Source organism: Bradyrhizobium sp. WSM471, from assembly GCF_000244915.1.
Classification (GTDB): Bacteria; Pseudomonadota; Alphaproteobacteria; order Rhizobiales; family Xanthobacteraceae; genus Bradyrhizobium.
On the sequence record NZ_CM001442.1, the window covers coordinates 2,669,629 to 2,688,453 of the forward strand.

General features: G+C 64.1%; 19 protein-coding genes. 9 read left to right on the forward strand and 10 right to left on the reverse strand.

Translation table 11 applies throughout. The features are described 5' to 3' along the window. Positions 1 to 9: 9 nt before the first annotated feature. Positions 10 to 6,297, reverse strand: coding sequence for a HAMP domain-containing protein (locus tag BRA471DRAFT_RS11550; protein ID WP_007607297.1), 6,288 nt, complete (start codon positions 6,295 to 6,297; stop codon positions 10 to 12). Positions 6,298 to 6,575: 278 nt separating this feature from the next. Between BRA471DRAFT_RS11550 and BRA471DRAFT_RS11555 the strand changes: the two genes are divergently transcribed. Next, a complete protein-coding gene (locus BRA471DRAFT_RS11555; RefSeq protein ID WP_007607301.1) occupies positions 6,576 to 6,854 on the forward strand; it encodes a hypothetical protein in 279 nt (92 codons plus the stop codon). A gap of 17 nt (positions 6,855 to 6,871) precedes the next feature. Here BRA471DRAFT_RS11555 and BRA471DRAFT_RS11560 read toward each other — a convergent pair whose 3' ends face one another. Next, complete coding sequence (locus tag BRA471DRAFT_RS11560) at positions 6,872 to 7,384, reverse strand: DUF4142 domain-containing protein (protein WP_035973865.1); 513 nt, start codon at positions 7,382 to 7,384, stop codon at positions 6,872 to 6,874. A 96-nt stretch (positions 7,385 to 7,480) separates the two neighbouring features. On the opposite strand from BRA471DRAFT_RS11560, the gene BRA471DRAFT_RS11565 reads away from it, so the two are divergent. The 3 genes from BRA471DRAFT_RS11565 (at position 7,481) to BRA471DRAFT_RS11570 (ending at position 8,197) form a co-directional block, all read left to right on the forward strand. Continuing rightward, the gene (locus BRA471DRAFT_RS11565; RefSeq protein WP_035974876.1) at positions 7,481 to 7,675 is read left to right on the forward strand and encodes a hypothetical protein; all 195 of its coding nucleotides are present in this window, start codon (positions 7,481 to 7,483) and stop codon (positions 7,673 to 7,675) included. Between the two features lie 105 nt (positions 7,676 to 7,780). Further along, positions 7,781 to 7,912 carry a hypothetical protein gene (locus BRA471DRAFT_RS39980; RefSeq protein ID WP_007607309.1) on the forward strand — a complete coding sequence of 44 codons (132 nt, stop codon included), beginning with the start codon at positions 7,781 to 7,783 and terminating at the stop codon, positions 7,910 to 7,912. A gap of 78 nt (positions 7,913 to 7,990) precedes the next feature. Then, on the forward strand, positions 7,991 to 8,197 hold the full coding sequence (locus tag BRA471DRAFT_RS11570) for a hypothetical protein (RefSeq protein ID WP_007607310.1): 207 nt from the start codon (positions 7,991 to 7,993) through the stop codon (positions 8,195 to 8,197). Positions 8,198 to 8,335: 138 nt separating this feature from the next. On the opposite strand, the gene BRA471DRAFT_RS11575 is transcribed toward BRA471DRAFT_RS11570, so the two are convergent. After that, complete coding sequence (locus BRA471DRAFT_RS11575) at positions 8,336 to 8,584, reverse strand: hypothetical protein (protein WP_007607311.1); 249 nt, start codon at positions 8,582 to 8,584, stop codon at positions 8,336 to 8,338. A gap of 176 nt (positions 8,585 to 8,760) precedes the next feature. Between BRA471DRAFT_RS11575 and BRA471DRAFT_RS38830 the strand changes: the two genes are divergently transcribed. Beyond that, positions 8,761 to 8,928: a hypothetical protein gene (locus tag BRA471DRAFT_RS38830; protein WP_007607312.1), complete on the forward strand. Its 168-nt coding sequence runs from the start codon at positions 8,761 to 8,763 to the stop codon at positions 8,926 to 8,928. On the opposite strand, the gene BRA471DRAFT_RS11585 is transcribed toward BRA471DRAFT_RS38830, so the two are convergent. The 7 genes from BRA471DRAFT_RS11585 to BRA471DRAFT_RS11615 all read right to left on the reverse strand — a co-directional run bounded on the left by BRA471DRAFT_RS11585 (position 8,925) and on the right by BRA471DRAFT_RS11615 (position 14,200). Continuing rightward, a complete protein-coding gene (locus tag BRA471DRAFT_RS11585) occupies positions 8,925 to 9,413 on the reverse strand; it encodes a hypothetical protein (RefSeq protein WP_007607313.1) in 489 nt (162 codons plus the stop codon). The two genes, BRA471DRAFT_RS38830 and BRA471DRAFT_RS11585, sit on opposite strands and share 4 nt — an antisense overlap. Beyond that, positions 9,413 to 9,760 carry a DUF3147 family protein gene (locus BRA471DRAFT_RS11590; protein WP_007607314.1) on the reverse strand — a complete coding sequence of 116 codons (348 nt, stop codon included), beginning with the start codon at positions 9,758 to 9,760 and terminating at the stop codon, positions 9,413 to 9,415. Before BRA471DRAFT_RS11590 ends, BRA471DRAFT_RS11585 begins: the two co-directional genes overlap by 1 nt. Beyond that, positions 9,757 to 10,341, reverse strand: coding sequence for a phosphatase PAP2 family protein (locus BRA471DRAFT_RS11595; RefSeq protein WP_007607315.1), 585 nt, complete (start codon positions 10,339 to 10,341; stop codon positions 9,757 to 9,759). Before BRA471DRAFT_RS11595 ends, BRA471DRAFT_RS11590 begins: the two co-directional genes overlap by 4 nt. Before the next feature lie 99 nt (positions 10,342 to 10,440). Next, positions 10,441 to 11,331, reverse strand: a complete 891-nt coding sequence (locus BRA471DRAFT_RS11600; protein WP_007607319.1) for an SDR family oxidoreductase — start codon at positions 11,329 to 11,331, stop codon at positions 10,441 to 10,443. 203 nt (positions 11,332 to 11,534) lie between these two features. Next, positions 11,535 to 12,089, reverse strand: a complete 555-nt coding sequence (locus BRA471DRAFT_RS11605) for a DUF4142 domain-containing protein (RefSeq protein WP_007607327.1) — start codon at positions 12,087 to 12,089, stop codon at positions 11,535 to 11,537. 87 nt (positions 12,090 to 12,176) lie between these two features. Further along, entirely contained in the window at positions 12,177 to 12,404 is a 228-nt protein-coding gene (locus tag BRA471DRAFT_RS11610) for a hypothetical protein (protein WP_007607330.1), read from the reverse strand. Positions 12,405 to 12,412: 8 nt separating this feature from the next. Then, complete coding sequence (locus tag BRA471DRAFT_RS11615; protein ID WP_007607333.1) at positions 12,413 to 14,200, reverse strand: thiamine pyrophosphate-requiring protein; 1,788 nt, start codon at positions 14,198 to 14,200, stop codon at positions 12,413 to 12,415. A gap of 154 nt (positions 14,201 to 14,354) precedes the next feature. Between BRA471DRAFT_RS11615 and BRA471DRAFT_RS11620 the strand changes: the two genes are divergently transcribed. The 4 genes from BRA471DRAFT_RS11620 (at position 14,355) to BRA471DRAFT_RS11635 (ending at position 18,793) form a co-directional block, all read left to right on the forward strand. Next, positions 14,355 to 14,729 carry a PRC-barrel domain-containing protein gene (locus tag BRA471DRAFT_RS11620; protein ID WP_007607335.1) on the forward strand — a complete coding sequence of 125 codons (375 nt, stop codon included), beginning with the start codon at positions 14,355 to 14,357 and terminating at the stop codon, positions 14,727 to 14,729. 196 nt (positions 14,730 to 14,925) lie between these two features. Then, positions 14,926 to 16,080: an HlyD family secretion protein gene (locus tag BRA471DRAFT_RS11625; protein WP_007607337.1), complete on the forward strand. Its 1,155-nt coding sequence runs from the start codon at positions 14,926 to 14,928 to the stop codon at positions 16,078 to 16,080. Further along, positions 16,077 to 17,696, forward strand: a complete 1,620-nt coding sequence (locus tag BRA471DRAFT_RS11630; RefSeq protein WP_007607339.1) for a DHA2 family efflux MFS transporter permease subunit — start codon at positions 16,077 to 16,079, stop codon at positions 17,694 to 17,696. Before BRA471DRAFT_RS11625 ends, BRA471DRAFT_RS11630 begins: the two co-directional genes overlap by 4 nt. 95 nt (positions 17,697 to 17,791) lie before the next feature. Next, positions 17,792 to 18,793, forward strand: coding sequence for a nitronate monooxygenase family protein (locus BRA471DRAFT_RS11635; protein ID WP_007607341.1), 1,002 nt, complete (start codon positions 17,792 to 17,794; stop codon positions 18,791 to 18,793). Positions 18,794 to 18,825 lie beyond the last annotated feature (32 nt).

Here is an 18,825-nt window from a genome sequence, read left to right on the forward strand (position 1 = left end):
GCATCCAACTCAGCGGTGCAGCCACATGCGGATTGCAAGCAGCAATTGATCGGTGTTGACGGGTTTGGCGAGGTAGTCCGACGCGCCGGCCTCGAGGCATTTCTCGCGGTCGCCCTTCATGGCCTTGGCCGTCAACGCGATGATCGGGAGACGGGCGAAGGTCGGATTTTCACGAATGACGCCGATCGTCTGATACCCATCCATCTGCGGCATCATAATGTCCATCAGCACGATGGCGATCTCCGGGTTGGATTCGACCAGGGTCACCGCCTCGTTCCCGGTCGTGGCCGTCAGCACCTTCATGCCGCGCCGCTCCAGCACGCTCGACAGCGCGAAGATGTTGCGGGCGTCGTCGTCGACGAGCAGGGCGGTCTTGCCGATCAGGTCCTCGTCGGAACTGTTCAGCTTCTCGAGCATGCGCTGTTTCTCGACCGGCAATTCCGTGATCACGCGGTGCAGGAACAGCGCGGTCTCGTCAAGCAGGCGCTCCGGCGATTCCACGCCCTTGACCACGATGCTCCGCGCCATGGTGTGGAGTTCCGCATCTTCCTCGGCCGACAGCTCGCGGCCGGTGAAGACGACGACCGGAACATTCGATAGCGCGTCATCGTTCCGGATCTGGTCCAGCACCTCGAAGCCGGTCATGTCGGGCAGGCGCAGGTCGAGCACGACGCAATCACAGGGGTTCTCACGCAGCATCGAGAGCGCGTCGGCACCGGTGCCGGTCGCCACGATCTCGATGTCGTCGTGGTGCAGGAGCTCACGGATCGAGAGTTGCTCGGCCTCGTTGTCCTCGACGATCAGCAGCCGCTTGCGCCGTGGCCGCGCATATTCCTTGATCTGCGTCAGCGCGGCCGAGACACCCTCGGTCGTCGTCGGCTTGTTGACGAAGGAGAAGGCGCCGCGCGCCAGCGCATGCTGGCGGTCCTCGTCGAGCGTGATGATCTGCACGGGGATGTGGCGGGTCAGCGGATTGTGCTTGAGCTGGCTCAGCACAGTCCAGCCGAGCATATCCGGCAGGAATACGTCGAGCGAGACGGCCCTCGGCTGGTACTGCTTTGCAAGTTCCAGCGCCTCTGCGCCGCGGGCGGCGACCAGCACCTTGAATCCCTTGTCGCGCGCGAGGTCGACCAGCACGCGCGCATAGTGCGGGTCGTCCTCGACGATCAGGAGGATGCTGTCGCCGGGTTCGAGGTTGAGCCGGTCGTCGGGAAGCTGCTCGATAACGCGCTGCGGTTCGGCTGTAGCGGGCTGCAGCGCCGGCGGCTGGCTCTGTTGGGGCGCCGCGCGGGGCGCGAGCGTCGGGCCGGAATATTTCAGCGGCAGGTAAAGCGTGAAGCACGACCCCTTGCCTGGCAAGCTGCGCAGGTGGATCTCGCCGCCGAGCAGGCTTGCGAGCTCACGGCTGATCGCAAGGCCGAGGCCGGTGCCGCCATATTTGCGGCTGGTGCCGGCATCCGCTTGCTGGAACGCCTCGAAGATCAGCTTCTGCTTCTCCAGGGGAATGCCGATGCCGGTGTCGGACACTTCGAATGCGATCACGGCCGGCGCCGAGTTCAGCACGGGATGATCCGTGCCCCAGCCGCCGACTGCGGCGGCCACCTTAAGGCGCACTTCGCCCTCGGCGGTGAACTTGAAGGCGTTGGAGAGCAGGTTCTTCAAAACCTGCTGCAGGCGCTTGGAGTCGGTGACGAGGCTGCGCGCGAGATTCGGATCGACGTCGATCTTGAACGACAAATTGCGGTTCTCCGCCTCGTGACGGAACGGCCGCCCGACCGTCTCGAGCAGGTTCGCGGTCAGGATTTCCTCGGCGTCGACCGTCACCGTACCGGACTCGATCTTGGAGAGATCGAGAATGTCGCTGATGAGATTGAGCAGGTCGGTGCCGGCGCCATGGATGGTGCGGGCGAATTCGACCTGCTTGCCGGTAAGATTGCCGTCCGGGTTGTCGGTGAGCTGCTGGCCGAGGATCAGGATCGAGTTCAGCGGCGTGCGCAGCTCGTGGCTCATATTGGCCAGGAATTCGGACTTGTACTTCGAGGTCAGCGCGAGCTCGGTTGCCTTTTCCTCCAGTGCGCGGCGGGCCTGCTCGATCTCCTGGTTCTTGCGCTCGACTTCGACGTTGCGCTCGGCGAGCTGCTGCGCCTTCTGTTCGAGCTGGTCGTTGGTCTGCTGCAGTTCGCGCTGCTGGGTCTGGAGCTCGCCGGCGAGCTGCTGCGACTGCTTGAGCAGGCCTTCGGTCTGCATCGTCGCCTCGATCGAGTTGAGCACGATGCCGATCGAGTCCGTGAGCTGCTCCAGGAAGGTCATCTGCGAGGTCGTGAAGGAGGTGAGCGAGGCGAGCTCGATGACCGCCTTGACCTGGCCTTCGAACAGCACCGGCAGCACCACGAGGTTCTTCGGCGCGACGCGAAGCAGCGCCGAATTGATCGGCACCACGTCGGCCGGAATGTCCGCAATCACGCGTGGGCGCCGGTCGAGCGCGCATTGGCCGATCAGGCCGTCGCCGAATGGTAGCACGCGCGGATACGGATAGACTCCGTCACCGGCATAGGAGGCAAGCAGCAGGAGCCGCGGACTGTCTTCGTTCTCGACCTGATAGATCACGCCGGTATGTGCGTTCACCAGCGGCGACAATTCGGTCAACAGCAGGCGACCAACGGTGGTGAGGTCGCGCTGGCCCTGAAGCATGTTGGTGAATTTTGCCAGATTGGTCTTCAGCCAGTCCTGTTCGGTGTTCACGTCCGTCGTAAGACGGAGGTTCGTGATCATCGTGTTGATGTTGTCTTTCAGCTCCGCGACCTCTCCGCGGGCGTCGACCTGGATCGATCGCGTCAGGTCACCCTTGGTCACGGCGGTCGCCACTTCCGCGATCGCGCGCACCTGCGAGGTGAGGTTGGCTGCCAGCAAATTGACGTTGCCGGTGAGATCCTTCCAGGTGCCCGCGGCGCCGGGCACGTCGGCCTGACCGCCGAGCCGGCCCTCGACGCCGACCTCGCGCGCCACCGACGTCACCTGGTCGGCGAAGGTCGCGAGCGTCTCGGTCATATTGTTGATGGTGTCGGCGAGCGCCGCGACCTCGCCCTTCGATTTCACTGTGAGGTTCTGCTTGAGGTCGCCGTTGGCGACCGCGGTCACCACCTTGACGATGCCGCGGACCTGCTCGGTCAGGTTCGCCGCCATGAAGTTGACGGTGTCGGTGAGGTCCTTCCAGGTGCCGGCGACGCCGGGCACCTGGGCCTGGCCGCCGAGTTCGCCTTCGGTGCCGACCTCGCGGGCAACGCGCGTCACTTCGCCGGCGAACGCATTGAGCTGGTCCACCATGGTGTTGATGGTGTTCTTGAGCTCGAGGATTTCGCCCTTCACGTCGACGGTGATCTTGCGCGACAGGTCGCCGCGCGCGACGGCGGTGGTGACTTCGGCGATGTTGCGGACCTGGGTGGTGAGGTTCGCGGCCAGCAGGTTGACGTTGTCGGTGAGGTCCTTCCAGGTGCCGCCGACGCCGGGCACGACGGCCTGGCCGCCGAGCCGGCCCTCGGTGCCGACTTCGCGCGCGACGCGCGTCACTTCCGCGGCGAAGGAGCGGAGTTGCTCGACCATGGTGTTCAAGGTGTCCTTGAGCAGCAGAATCTCGCCACGCACGTCCACCGTGATCTTCTTCGACAGGTCGCCGCCGGCGATCGCGGTCGCGACCTCGGCGATGTTGCGGACCTGCGCCGTGAGGTTCGAGGCCATGAAGTTGACGTTGTCGGTGAGATCCTTCCAGGTGCCGGCAACGCCGGGCACCTCGGCCTGGCCGCCGAGCTTGCCTTCGGTGCCGACCTCGCGCGCGACGCGCGTCACTTCACCGGCGAAGCCGTTGAGCTGGTCCACCATGGTGTTGATGGTATTCTTCAGCTCCAAAATCTCGCCACGGACGTCGACGGTGATCTTGCGCGAGAGGTCGCCGCGCGCCACGGCCGTGGTCACTTCGGCGATGTTGCGGACCTGGGCGGTGAGGTTGCCCGCCATCGAGTTGACGCTGTCGGTGAGGTCCTTCCAGGTGCCGGCCACGCCGGGCACGTTGGCCTGGCCGCCGAGGCGGCCTTCGGTGCCGACCTCGCGCGCCACGCGCGTCACCTCGCCCGCGAAGCGGTTGAGCTGGTCGACCATCGTGTTCAGCGTGTCCTTGAGCTGAAGGATCTCGCCGCGCACGTCGACGGTAATCTTGCGGGACAGATCGCCACCGGCGATCGCGGTCGCGACTTCGGCGATGTTGCGGACCTGGGCGGTGAGGTTGCCCGCCATCGAGTTGACGCTGTCGGTGAGGTCTTTCCACGTGCCGGCCACGCCGGGCACTTCGGCCTGGCCGCCGAGCTTGCCTTCGGTGCCGACTTCGCGCGCGACGCGCGTGACTTCGCCGGCGAAGGCGTTGAGCTGGTCCACCATGGTGTTGAGCGTTTCCTTCAGCTGAAGGATTTCGCCTGACACGTTGACGGTGATCTTCTTCGACAAATCGCCCTTGGCCACCGCGGTCGCGACTTCGGCGATGTTGCGGACCTGGCCGGTCAGGTTCGAGGCCATCGAGTTGACGCTGTCGGTGAGATCCTTCCAGGTGCCGGCGACGCCGCGCACCTGGGCCTGGCCGCCGAGCTTGCCTTCGGTGCCGACCTCGCGGGCCACGCGCGTGACTTCGCCGGCAAAGGCGTTGAGCTGGTCCACCATGGTGTTGATGGTGTCTTTCAGCTCCAGGATTTCGCCGCGGACATCGACGGTGATCTTTTTCGACAGATCGCCGCCGGCGACCGCGGTCGTCACCTCCGCGATGTTACGGACCTGCGCGGTGAGGTTCGAGGCCATCGAGTTGACGCTCTCGGTCAAGTCCTTCCAGGTGCCGGCGACGCCGAGCACGTTGGCCTGGCCGCCGAGCCGGCCCTCGGTGCCGACCTCGCGCGCGACGCGCGTGACTTCGCCGGCAAAGGCGTTGAGCTGATCGACCATGGTGTTGAGCGTTTCCTTCAATTGAAGGATTTCGCCCGAGACGTTCACCGTGATCTTCTTCGAGAGGTCGCCGCTCGCGATGGCGGTGGCAACATCGGCGATGTTGCGGACCTGCGCGGTGAGGTTCGACGCCATGAAGTTGACGTTGTCGGTGAGGTCCTTCCAGGTACCGGCGACGCCCGGCACCTGGGCCTGGCCGCCGAGCTTGCCTTCGGTGCCGACCTCGCGCGCCACGCGCGTCACTTCCGAGGCGAACGAGTTGAGCTGGTCCACCATAGTGTTGATGGTGTCCTTCAGCTCCAGGATTTCGCCGCGCACGTCCACCGTGATCTTGCGCGACAGGTCGCCGCGCGCCACGGCGGTGGTGACGTTGGCGATGTTGCGCACCTGTGCGGTGAGGTTGCCGCACATCGCGTTGACGCTGTCGGTGAGATCCTTCCAGGTTCCGGCGACGCCGGGCACGATGGCCTGGCCGCCAAGCTTGCCGTCGGTGCCGACCTCGCGCGCCACGCGCGTCACTTCCGAGGCAAAGGAGCGGAGCTGGTCCACCATCGTGTTGATGGCTTCCTTGAGCTGAAGGATCTCGCCGCGGACGTCGACCGTGATCTTCTTCGAGAGGTCGCCGTTCGCAACTGCGATCGTCACCTCGGCGATGTTGCGAACCTGGTTGGTCAAGTTGTTCGCCATCGAGTTGACGCTCTCGGTCAGATCCTTCCAGACGCCGGTCACCTCAGGCACCTGGGCCTGGCCGCCGAGCTTGCCTTCGGTGCCGACCTCGCGCGCCACGCGCGTCACCTCGGAGGTGAACACGCCGAGCTGCTTGATCATGGTGTTGACGATGGTCGCCGACTGCAGGAATTCGCCGCGCAGGGGACGTCCATCGACGTCGAGCTTGACGGTCTGGAGCAGGTCGCCCTGTGCCACGGCCGCGACCGCTCGCGTCACCTCGCGCGTCGGCCACAGCAAATCGTCGATCAGCGTGTTGACCGAGCCTTCCATGTCGGCCCAGGAGCCGGAGGCCAGCCCAAACTTCACGCGCTGGCGCGTCTTGCCCTCGCGGCCCACGACCTGGCCGACCAGCTCGAGCTGCTGCGCCATGCGCTGATTGGCGGCGATGATGTCGTTGAAAGTGTCGGCGAGCTTGCCGTCGATGCCGAGATAGTCGCCGCTCATGCGCACCGAGAAATCGCCGTTGCGCATGGCCTGCAGGGCGAGCAGCAATTCTGCCCGGGAATCCGGCTCCGACATGCCGTTGGTCTTTGGCTTTGGAATGCGACGACCGGAACGTGATGCAGATCCGGGATCGAGGTCGCTCATAATTTGTCCCCCGCAGGCGTCGGCCGATTCCCAGGCAAGACGCGGTTTATCAAAATAGAGCGTCAGCCAAATTCGAAATCAAGCGCCAACGTCACGGCGCCCGGAAGTGGAACCTGCTTTGCTCAGCCCGATTAGCATAAGTGCGTCCATTCAGAATGGTTCCATCGGGTTCCAATGTTTTTCTGACCTGTTCTCAGCAACTTGTTTCTAGGACTTGATCCCTTTGCGGAACGGAGGCCCGGGCCTGCCGTTAGCCCGCAAATACAGGGAGAGCCCACATGAAAGGATTTGCCGTCATCGGCACGGTGATGTTGTTGGCCGGATCGGCGTTCGCGCAAGGTGGGGCCCCCAGCGGCCGCGGGGCCGTCACCGGTGATCCCGCCGCAAGCTCCGCCACGCCACGCGCGGACACACCAACCACGGGTACGTCGACCCGGTCCAATCCCAGCGGTAGCGGCACGTCGAGTTCGGGCGGCAAGGATGATAATGGGGATGCCGGCAGGGACAAGATGCTGGAGGGCAACCGCAGCGCGCGGCCGGAGAACCGGCAAAAGTAAGGGGTTGCTTGGCCGCCCTACTTGTCTGCCATCGTGCGCTCGGCGTCCTTGACCTGCGAGCGCAACAGAGGGAGCTGCTCTCGCGCGAACGCTGCAAGCGCGGCATTGTCGGGCGCCTTGAGATAGCGTTCGAGCAGGTCGATCACCGCTTCATACTCGGGAATCTGCGCGGCATAGAAGCTTCTGACGAAAGTCGGCCCGTCCGAGGTTTCGGGCTCGATCAGGCTCGCGCTCGCCGGGGTCGTCTTGGTGATGCGCGGTTCGGTGCCGATCGCCTCCTGAATCAACTTCAGAGCCTTGTCACGCCGGGCCGCTTCTTCGGCGCGCAGGGCGGCGAGGTTCTTGACCTCGGCATTGCCCTTGAGGTCGGTGCTCTCCAGCAGACCCTGCTGGAAGCGGCTGAAGGTGTAGAGATCGCTGATGGTCTCGGTTGCGGTCGGCGTGCGGCCGGCCGGCCTTCGCTCCCCGGTGCTGTCGGCAAGCGCTGCCGTGCTGATGAACGCCAAAACCATCGCGAGGAGAATCCGCATGGATATTCAATGGCAGACAGCGGTCGAAAGTTCCGCAGATGTTATGATCCGGTAAGGGCGGTTGCGACGCGGCGGTTCCGTCCCCAATTCATCTTCATGAAACAGTCCGAGATCTTCAGGGATAACGCCGACAACTGCCTCCAGCTCGCTGAGCGCGCCGAAGGACAGCCGTCACACAATCGTTTTCTGCGCATGGCGAATGCGTGGACGGCACTTGCCGACGAGCAGGATTGGCTCGACGGCGAGGTGCCGCCCGTTCCAGCGCGCAGGCCTCAAAAGCAGGATGCGTAATGCTGTCGTTTTCGTGGATCTGCGTGTGAGACTGCTCACGGACAGCAAGCAGGATCATTCGTAACAGTCGATCGCGTTGATTTCCTATTCCAGGAGGTTTTTGCAATGGCTCCACGTCTGGCTCTTCTTTCGCTCGTCCTCGCCTTTGGCGTGTCGGTCGCGTTCGCCACCGTGACGACGGTGCGGCAGGTGCATCACGAAAATGCATCGGCGCCGGTGCACTCGGCGCACAGTTAGCAGTCTGATCTCGCGGGTCGGAACCTTCGACGCTCCGGCGCGTAAGCGCTTCGAGACAGCAAAGAGGCGAGAGCTATCATGGCCCATTCCGACCAAGGCATCATCAGAGATCAACGCGGTGAACAGCAGCCGCGGGACAAGCAGCGTGCGCAGACCGTGCACAAGTCGGAGCCGGAGGGCTCGCCCTCTCGCGAGGCCACGCGCGATCCCAAATTGAACGACAACAGCAAGACGCCCGGCTCCGGCATGACGCCGGATGATTCCGGCGACGCCCCGAGCGGCTAATTCCATCAGGAACGAATCCCCGCGCAAAGAGTCGAGGGATTGCTTCCGGTTGTCATGCCCCCGGTGATCCGGAAGCAATCTCCAAGGACGGCCCTGGCACTCCCGTGCCGGGGCCGTTTGCTTGAGCATCAGGTTGGATTAATCCTCGGAGTCGCGCGCCGAATTGGCGTGTGTGTGGCCGTCCGGGCCGCGCCCGAAAACCCCGAAGCTGCTCGATTTGACATTGCTCCCTGCATCGACCGCGGCAGCGGCCAATCCAAGCTTGAGGAGCTCGCGCACGGCCGCGGCTCGCGTCGGCATGCGATGTTTGAACCGGAAGTCGTCCACCGCGGCCAGTTCTTCCGGTGACAGCATGACCTGGAGCCGCTCGGCGCGAAGGTCGTTCATGATCAATCATCCAAAATGAGCAAGTTGAGTAGTTTACTCAACGAACTCATTCGGCCGCGGTTCCACAAGATGCGGCTACGGCGCCAAGTTAGTAAAAAAGAACAGCAATTTCAATAAGTTATGTGATGCAAATGTTCTTGGGCAGGTGTATGCTCCCGGCAAATGGGAGAGACATCATGACGAACGAAGTCAGATTGCCCCGCATACATCTCGAAGTGAGCGACGCACCCAAGCCGGTGCGCCCAAGCCACCAGAAGGTCATCGAGCAGGTCGAGCGCTGGGCCAACAGCCCGGGCCTTCAACCGCCGAGACTGCAGCCGGCAACGCATGCCAAAGCGGGCTAGCGCTTCGCAAGGGGAGAGCCCTTGGCCGATAGTGAATGCGCTGATCGGTGCGGTTTGCGGGAGACGATGCGCAGCTTGCGCCTGAGCCACCAGGCCAAGACCGAAACGAAGGCCCAGACTATCAACGCGGCAGCGAAAGCGCCCGGAACGCTTGCAGCCACGGTGAAATGAAAGACGGCGGCGAATGCCAGGAGACCGATGCTTCCCCAGGCGGCACCAGCTGCGTCGAGCCCGGCGGCCTCTTGCCCGCGGCGCGTGCCGCTGAGGCCGGCCTTCTCCTTGGTGCGGCGTTCATGGCTTTCGACCAGCGTGGCGCTCGCGCAGAAGATGGCGGGAAGCGCAAGGAAAAGTCCGCCGACGGACACACCGAAGCGCGCTCCCAGAACCCCCGTGAGCACGGTCGCCAGGCCCCCCAGCAGGAAACGAATGCCGTATTCGTACCAGCGTGTCTGCTTGAGCGCGGAGAGCGACAGCTTGACCGGCATCAGGCCGCACCTCCGAAGCCGGCGAGCAGGCCGAAGGCGACCGCAAGCCAGACGATGACAGCGAGGACGGTCGCGGGCAGCGCGGACAGACGATATCTGATCAGCAGATGGCAGACCACGACGCTGTAGCAGCCGAGCGCGACCGCGCCATAGATCATCGTCCAGCTTTCGGCCGCGGCATATTGCGGGCCGTGCTGGACGACGGCGATGCCGAGCGTCGCCAGTGCGACCGACGGTGCTGCGCCGAGCAACCCCGCAAAGCTTTTGGGTTTGAGCATGTCGCCCAAGATCGCAAAAGCGGAGACGATGATGCCACCGGCGATGAAGCGCACGATGTATTCGGTCACGGCTTTTCCCGCCGATTGACTTGCTTGCGGAACGATTGCGTCAGTGTCCATGGCCGCAAGAGTCTCTCGACGGCCGCGCCAAGCGCAAAGCCTTCGACCACGTCGCTTGCCCAGTGCGCGAGTACCGCGATCCGGGTCAGCGATAGTGCGATTGCGGCTGTGCGCAGCAATCGGCGCGGCGTCTTCGGCAGCAAGCCCGCCGCCGAGGCAAGGGCGCCCATATGGACCGCGTGACCGGAGGGGAAGGCGTCGCGCGCCCGTCCTGAGACGGGTACTCCATGCCCGTGCCCGCGTATGGTCAGCCGGTCTGGCCTGGTCTGATCGAACACGGATTTCAGGAGATGCGGCAGGACGGCCGTTGCCAGCGACACGGCCAAGATGTGATTTGCCACGGGCCGCTGTTGCGGCTGCCGAATGTGAGTGTAGAGCCACCCTATTGCGGCCAGCGCGAGCAGCACGTGCTCGTCGGCGGCCCAGGTTAATGTCTGCGCCGTGTGCTCGACGCCTGAATTGGTGTGATCAGCAATCGTATCCGCGATCGCGGTATCGATCCGGCTGGGTTTGACCTCTACCAATGCCATCTGTCTGCAAGCGTAATGTCCTTTGTGACAGTTTTGTAAAGCCCGGAGACAAAGAAGGTTCCTGGGCTCTGCCGCGTGACATCAGCCTGCAGCGCCGGGCTACGGCTGTCCCGATCCGCCAGCGGACCCATACACCTGGCCGGTCGCATAGCTCGCGTCGGCCGCGGCAAGCTGCACGTAAATCGAGGCCAGTTCGGCGGGCTGGCCGGGACGGCCGAGCGGCGTCATGCCGCCGAATTTTTCGAGCTTCTCCATTGTAGCGCCGCCGGAGACCTGGAGCGGCGTCCAGATCGGTCCCGGGGCGACGCCATTGACGCGAATGCCCTTCGAGGCGAGCTGCTTCGCCAGCGATTTGACGTAATTCATCGTCGCTGCCTTGGTCTGCGCGTAGTCGTAGAGATCGGGCGAGGGATCGTAAGCCTGCTCCGACGTCGTGCCGATGATGCACGAGCCGGGCTTCAAATGCGGCAGCGCCGCCCTGATGATCCAGAACGGCGCGTAGATGTTGGTCTTCATGGTCGCATCGAAGTCTTCCGAGGAGACGTCGAGAATGGACGCACGTGTCTGCTGCCGCGCCGCGTTGCAGACGACGATGTCGAGTCCGCCGAGACCTTGGACGGCCTGCTCCACCAGCTGCTTGCAGAAAGCCTCATCCTTGAGGTCGCCGGGAATCGCGAGCCCGGTGCGCCCTTCCTTCTTGATCAGCGCGATGACGTCCTGCGCATCCGGCTCTTCGGCCGGGAGATAGTTGATGGCGACGTCGGCGCCTTCGCGTGCATAGGCTATCGCAGCGGCGCGGCCCATACCGGAATCGCCGCCGGTGATCAGCGCCTTGCGGCCCGCGAGCCGGCCAGAGCCCTTGTAGCTGCTCTCGCCGTGATCCGGCGGCGGCTCCATCTTGCCGGCAAGGCCAGGCCAGGGCTGCGACTGTTTTTTGAACGGCGGCTTTGGAAAACGACTGACGGGATCGACGAGTTTCTGCTCAGCCATGGATGTGTCTCCTTTCGCTGTCGAAGAGGCCAGCGCAGCAGCGAGCGTTGCGCTCGCCGCTTGGACGACGTGCCGGCGGGATAATGAAGTCTTGTCTTGATGTGTCATGAGGCTCTCCGCGATCTCGCGATCTCAATGCGCGGAGACAGGCATCGTTGCAAAACGAGAGGACGCCGACTGCAGGCCGGCGTCCTCGGCAACCATTACTTGGACGATTGGCCGACGCTCGGCGCCTTGCCGAGCTCCTTGGCCATTTCGAGATGGTGCTTGAGCGCCGGCAGCGTCTTGCCGGCCCAATCCTTCAGGTCGGAATTGTCGCCGCCCTTGGCGTAACGCTCGAACAGCGAGACCGCGTCCTCATGAGCACTGACCTGGTACGAATTGTAATCCGAGCTGAAGTCCTTCCCATTCGCACTCTTGAGCTTGTCGAGCTTGCTCTGGTGCGAACTGTCGAGCGCTGTCGGCAGGGTCGCCTTCACCTTGCCGCCGCTGACGAGGCCCTTGAGTTCGCTGCTGGTCTTGGTGTGGTCGGTCACCATCTGCTGCGCAAAGGTCTTCTCCTGCGCGTTGCCTTTCTGCTCGGCGAGCTTGCTCGACTCGATCTCGAACATGTCGCTGATGGCGACTTCCTTGACGAAGTCGGCGGTGGCAGGCGCGACGCCGAGCGCCGAGTTGACGCCGGTCTTCTCGCCGAGCGACTGGGCGAGCGCGGGACCTGCGAGAAGCACGCAGGCAGCTGCGATAATCATTCGTTTCATGGTCCGATCCCTTCGAATGGGCGCGCAGCCTCTCGCCGCGCGACGTTGCGCCGACCAACACGCCGCGGGGGCCGAGGTTCCTAACGGCTAATCCGTTGGACGCCGCCCGGTGCGCGGATTGATCGGATCCGTCGGCTTGCGGCGAAGCCGTTCGGGCAGAAACGGCTCGGTCGGCGTCGCGGTGGCCTCGGCACGCACGTCTGCATGGCGTTGTGCCCGCTCGTGCGGCGTCCGGTTGTCGTTGATCTGCCGCTTCACGTCGAGGCCATCGACGGGATCGTTGACGCCGTGCTGGATATCGCGGAAATCGCTCATGCTTCACCTCATTCACTTCCAGGCAGGATCTTTTCCAACACCTGCCGCGCCGCCCCCTTGATCACTCCGCTCTCGTTGGGATCGCCCTTCATCAGCGCAAGCGCGAAGTTCTTGGCCTGCTGCAGGGTGATGTGCGGCGGCAAAGGCGGCACTTCGGGGTCGGTCTTCACCTCCAGCACCACCGGCATCCGGCTCGCCAGCGCCTGCTCCCACGCCGAGCCCAGCATCTGCGGGCTGTCGACATAGATGCCGGAGAGGCCGATCAGCTCGGCAAACCGCGAATAGGACACGTTTGGGATGCGCTGCGATGCCTCGAATTTCGGATCCCCGTTGATGATACGCTGCTCCCAGGTCACCTGGTTGAGATCTTCGTTGTTGAAGACGCAGACGACGAAGCGCGGATCCTTCCAGTCGCGCCAATATTTCGCGGCGGTGATCAGCTCGGCCATGTTGTTCATCTGCATCGCGCCGTCGCCGACGAGGGCAATCACCGGGCGGTCGGAATGGGCGTATTTCGCGGCGAGCGCATAGGGCACCGCGGCACCCATCGAGGCGAGGCCGCCCGAGAGCGAGGCCGTCATGCCGCGACGCATCTTCAGGTCGCGCGCGAACCAGTTGGCGCAGGAGCCGGAATCGCTGGTGATGATGGCACGGTCAGGCAGGCGCGGCGACAGCTCCCAGGTGACGAGCTGCGGATTGACCGGTGCCGCGGGCTGATGTGCCCGATCATCGAGCGTCTTCCACCATTTCGCGACGTCCTCTTGAATCCCCTGGCGCCAGGCGCCGTCGGTCTTGGGTGCGAGCCGCGGCAGCAGGGCGCGTAGCGTCTCGGCGGCATCACCGACCAGGCCGACCTCCATGGGAAAACGGATCGACATCATGCTGGCGTCGATGTCGATCTGCACGCCGCGCGCCGCGCCTTCCTTCGGCAGGAACTCGGAATACGGAAACCCGGAGCCGACCATCAGCAGCGTGTCGCATTCCATCATCATGTTGTAGCTGGGCTCGGTGCCGAGCAGGCCGATCGAGCCGGTGACCCAGGGCAGATCGTCCGGGAGCGCCGCCTTGCCGAGCAGTGCCTTGGCGCAGCCGGCGGACAAGCGGTCGGCGACGGCGATCACCTCTTCGGTGGCATGGAGCGCGCCGGCGCCGATGAGCATCGCGACCTTCTTGCCGGCGTTGAGCACCTCGGCGGCACGATCGAGGTCAGTGTCACGAGGCTTGATGCTTGGCGCGCTATAGCCGACGCCGGAGTGCAGGGTGCCGTGTGCGCGCGGCGGATCCTCGTAGGGCTCCTCCTGGATATCGTTGGGCAGGATGACCACAGTGGGCGTCCGCCGGGCCAACGCGATCCGGATCGACCGATCGATCAGATGCCGGATTTGCGCGGGCGAGGATGCCTGCATGACATAGGCGCCAGCCACATCCTTGAACATCGAGACGAGGTCGAGTTCCTGCTGATAGTGTCCGCCCAGCGCATTGCGTGCCTGCTGACCGACGATCGCGAGCACGGGCTGGTGATCGAGCAGGGCATCGTAGAGCCCGGTGATCAGGTGCGAGGCGCCGGGACCCGAAGTTGCGATACACACCCCGAGCTGGCCGGAGAACTTCGCATAGGCGGTGGCCATGAAGGCGGCCATCTCCTCATGCCGCGTCTGGACGAAACCGATCTTGCCCTCAGCGCGCTGAAGGGCGCCGAATACGCCGTTGATGCCGTCGCCGGGATAGCCAAAGAGGTGGCGCACGCCCCATTGATGCAGACGTTGAACGATGAAGTCGGAGACGGTCTGGGACATCGAGGGCGCCCTTCGTGTTCCGGTATTTGGTTTCCGGGATTTGAAGTTGAGAGAACCGCCCGTTTCCGGCGATGTTCCTCAAGTCTGAAGGAACATGCCGGAACGATCGCGCACCTCTTCGGGTTGTCTCACACTGGCTGAGTGGAGAATTGAGATGTTGAATCAGGGTGAACTGGACCGAGACGAAATGGGTCGGTTGATCGGTAGCGACAAGGTCGAGGGAACATCGGTCTACGGCGCCGATCGCAACAAAATCGGCTCGATCGAACGCGTGATGATCGACAAGATCAGCGGCAAGGTATCCTACGCCGTGCTCGGCTTCGGCGGATTTCTGGGCCTCGGCAACGACCATTATCCGCTGCCGTGGCAGTCGCTGAAATACGACACGGAGCTCGGCGGCTATATCACCGGCATCACCACCAAGGAGCTGGAAGGCGCGCCGAAATACGGCGAACGGAGCGAGTGGAACTGGGGTGACGACGCCGCGGTTCGCGGCATCGATTCCTATTACGGCGTCCCCGCCGCTTAGACATTTCCGCTGAAAGGAAGCTCGACGCGAGCGCGGCACCCGGTGCGCCGCGCTCGCTTTTTAGGCAGGGCGTTCACGAACGCGATGGTGCTCGCAACGAGCGGAACCATGATCAGGAGTTGCAGTTGGGCTCGCGTCGCGTGAGCCGGCTTTGGCGGCTCTGCCGCCAGTTTGATCCCTGAGAAAGGTGTTCACCGTGGATGCTCAAACCCGGGAGCGTGATCCATCCGCGGAGCAGCCGCAGAGGGCGAAGGAAGCTCCGAAGACCTCTCCTGATCAGGTCCGCGAAGCCAAGGACTCGAAGCCGGCGAAGGCGCCGTCGCTGCGGGACCGGATTCGCGAGCATTGGTTGGTGGCAACCGTTGGCACCATTGTCTTGCTCGCGGCCCTGATCGGCGGAGTGCTCTACTGGCTTCAGGTACGCCACTATGAATCCACCGACGATGCTTTCGTCGCCGCGCGCAGCTTTTCCGTGGCCTCCAAGGTCGGCGGGTACGTGACCGAGATCCCGGTCACGGACAACCAGCATGTCAAAGCCGGGGACCTTCTCGCCAAGATCGACGAGCGCGACTATCGCATCGCCATCGATCAGGCCAATGCTCAGGTCGCGGTCGCCAGGGCGAACATCGCCAATGTCGAGGCGCAGATCGTTTCTCAGCAGGAGCAGATCAAGCAGGCGGAGGCGCAGCTCGATCAGGCCCAGGCCCAGCTCAAGTTCTCGCAGGAAGAATTCGCGCGCGCTCAGGATCTGGTCGAGAAGGGCGCAGGCACCGTGCAGCGCCAGCAGCAGACCCGCTCCGATCTTCAGGCGCAGCAGGCCAATACTGAGCGCGCGAAGACCGCGGTGACGGCCGCGCAAGTCGGCATCAAGACGCTGCAGGCCCAGCTCGAAGGCGCCCGGGCGCAGCTCCAGCAGTCGCAGGCGCAGCTTGATCAGGCCAAGCTGAACCTGCAATATACCAGCGTCGTTGCCGCGCAGTCCGGCCGCGTCGTCAAGCTCAGCGGCGCCAAGGGCACTTTCGTCAACCCGGGCCAGAGCCTGATGATGTTCGTGCCTGACGAAGTCTGGATCGTCGCCAACTACAAGGAGACGCAGCTCAACGACATGCGGCCGGGCCAGCCGGTTGAGATCCGCATCGACGCCTATCCCGGGCGCAAGCTGACCGGTCACGTCGAGTCCGTGCAGCCGGGCTCCGGCACTGCGTTCAGCCTGTTGCCGGCGGAGAACGCCACCGGCAATTACGTCAAGGTGGTGCAGCGCGTGCCGGTGAAGATCGTGGTCGACAGCTGGCCAGCCGATTTGCCCGTTGGCCCCGGCATGTCGGTCGTGCCCTGGACCAGGGTGCGATGACGGACACGGCGCAAGGGGGCGCGTCAGCGGGCGGCTGGTCGCCGGAGCGCTCGGCGGCGGGCGGTCATAATCCCTACCTCATCGCATTCGTCGTCTCGATCGCGACCTTCATGGAGGTACTCGACACCACCATTGCCAATGTCGCCTTGCGCCACATCGCCGGTGGGCTTGCCGTCGGCATCGACGAGAGCACCTACGTCATCACCAGCTATCTCGTCGCCAACGCCATCGTGCTGTCGATCTCGGGCTGGCTGTCGACCGTGATCGGCCGCAAGCGCTTCTACATGATCTGCGTTGCGATCTTCACGCTCTCGTCGCTTTTGTGCGGCTTCGCCTGGAATTTGCAGTCGCTTGTGCTGTTCCGCATCCTTCAGGGCCTCGGCGGTGGCGGGATGGCGACCAGCGAGCAGGCGATCCTCGCCGACTCCTTTCCGCCGCACAAGCGCGGCCAGGCCTTCGCAATCTATGGCGTCGCCGTCGTGGTCGCGCCCGTAGTCGGTCCGACACTCGGCGGCTGGATCACCGACACCTACACCTGGCACTGGGTGTTCCTGATCAACGTCCCCATGGGAATGCTGTCGCTGTTCCTGGTCGGCACGCTGGTCAAGGAGCCATCGGGGGCGGAGGAGGAGCGGGAGAAGCTGCTGAGCAAGGGCCTGCGCGTCGACTATGTCGGCTTCCTGCTGGTCGCGATCGGGCTCGGCTCGCTCGAATACGTGCTCGACGAAGGCCAGCGCAGCGACTGGTTCGGCTCGAACGTGATCGTGTTCTTCGCGGTACTTTCGGCCGTGTCACTGTTTGCGCTGATCCCTTGGGAGCTGACGCGCGAGGATCCCATCGTCGATCTTCGCCTGCTGGGCCGTCGCCAGTTCGCCGCCTGCTTCCTGGTCATGCTTGCGACCGGCGCGGTGCTGATCTCGACGACGCAGCTTTTACCGCAACTGCTCCAGAGCGATTTGAACTACACCGCCATGCTGGCGGGTCTTGCGCTTTCACCTGGCGGAATCGCGACCCTGGTGCTGATGCCGGTGGTGGGCCGTCTCGTCAGCAGCGTGCAGCCGAAATACCTCATCATGCTCGGGGCGAGCATCGTCGCGTTTTCGATGTGGCATCTCACGGGCCTCACCGGCGACATCACCTACGGCTATGCCGCGATGTCCCGCATCTTCCTCGCGCTCGGTCTGCCTTTCCTGTTCCTGCCGGTCACGACCGCGTCCTATGACGGCGTGCCGCCCGACAAGACCAACCAGGCCTCGGCACTGATCAACGTCGCCCGCAATATCGGCGGCTCCATGGGCGTTGCACTGGCGCAGACAATCCTGGCGCAGCGCCAGCAATTCCACCAGAGCCGCCTGATCGAACACGCCGCGCCATCGGACCTCGGCTACCAGCAGACCATCGAGACGATGACCCGCTTCTTCCAGGCTCAGGGCTCGAATGCGAGCGATGCGGCCTCGCAGGCGGTCGCCTGGGTCGGGCGCACCTTGCAGCATCAGGTCGATTTGCTCGCCTATATCGACGTGTTCTGGACGCTCGCGATCATCGCGGTGCTGATGATCCCGACCGCCGCGGTGCTGCGCCCGATCAAGCTGGGCGCTCCCGCGCGGGGGCATTGAGCCAACGGCCGTTCGGAGAGAAAGGGTGACCGCGGCGCAAAAGTCCGGCTAGACTGGTCCGAACACACCAAGCAAAAGCCCGGGAGGTAATTTAAGTGAAGACCGCGATCACCGAACTGTTCGGCATCGAGCACCCCATCATCCAGGGCGGCATGCATTTCGTCGGCTTTGCCGAGCTGGCGGCTGCCGTCTCCAATGCCGGCGGGCTCGGCATCATCACCGGTCTCACGCAGAAGACGCCGGAGCTGCTGGCAAAAGAGATCGCGCGCTGCCGCGACATGACCGACAAGCCGTTCGGCGTGAACCTCACTTTCCTGCCGACCTTCGCCACGCCGCCTTATCCGGAATACATCGCGGCCATCGTCGAAGGCGGCATCAAGTCCGTGGAGACCGCGGGCCGCAGCCCGGAAGCCTACATGCCCGCGCTGAAGGCTGCCGGGATCAAGGTCATCCACAAATGCACCTCGGTGCGCCACTCCCTGAAGGCCGAGCGCATCGGATGCGACGCCGTCAGCGTTGACGGCTTTGAGTGCGGCGGCCATCCGGGCGAGGACGACATTCCCAACATGATTCTGCTGCCGCGCGCGGCGGAGGAATTGAAGATCCCGTTCGTCGCGTCCGGCGGCATGGCCGACGGGCGCAGCCTCGTCGCGGCGCTGTCGCTGGGGGCGGCCGGCATGAACATGGGCACGCGCTTCATCGCGACCAAGGAAGCCCCGGTGCATCAGAACGTCAAGAACGCGCTGGTCGCCGCGACCGAGCTCGACACCCGCCTGATCATGCGGAGCCTGCGCAATACCGAGCGCGTGCTGAAGAACGCCAATGTCGACCGCCTGCTCGAGATCGAACGCGAGAAGGGCGACAGACTGAAGATCGACGACATCCACGACCAGGTCGCGGGCGTCTATCCCAGGATCATGCTGGACGGGCAGATGGACGCGGGCGCGTGGAGCTGCGGCATGGTCGCAGGCCTCATCCACGACATCCCCACCTGCAAGGAACTCGTCGACAGGATCATGACTGAGGCGGAAACCATCATCCGTACCCGTCTGATGGGGTTTCTTGAAGGGACGGGTGCACCGCGAAAGGTCGCCTGACACCGCCAAACTTCTTAACCACGGCGCCAGTT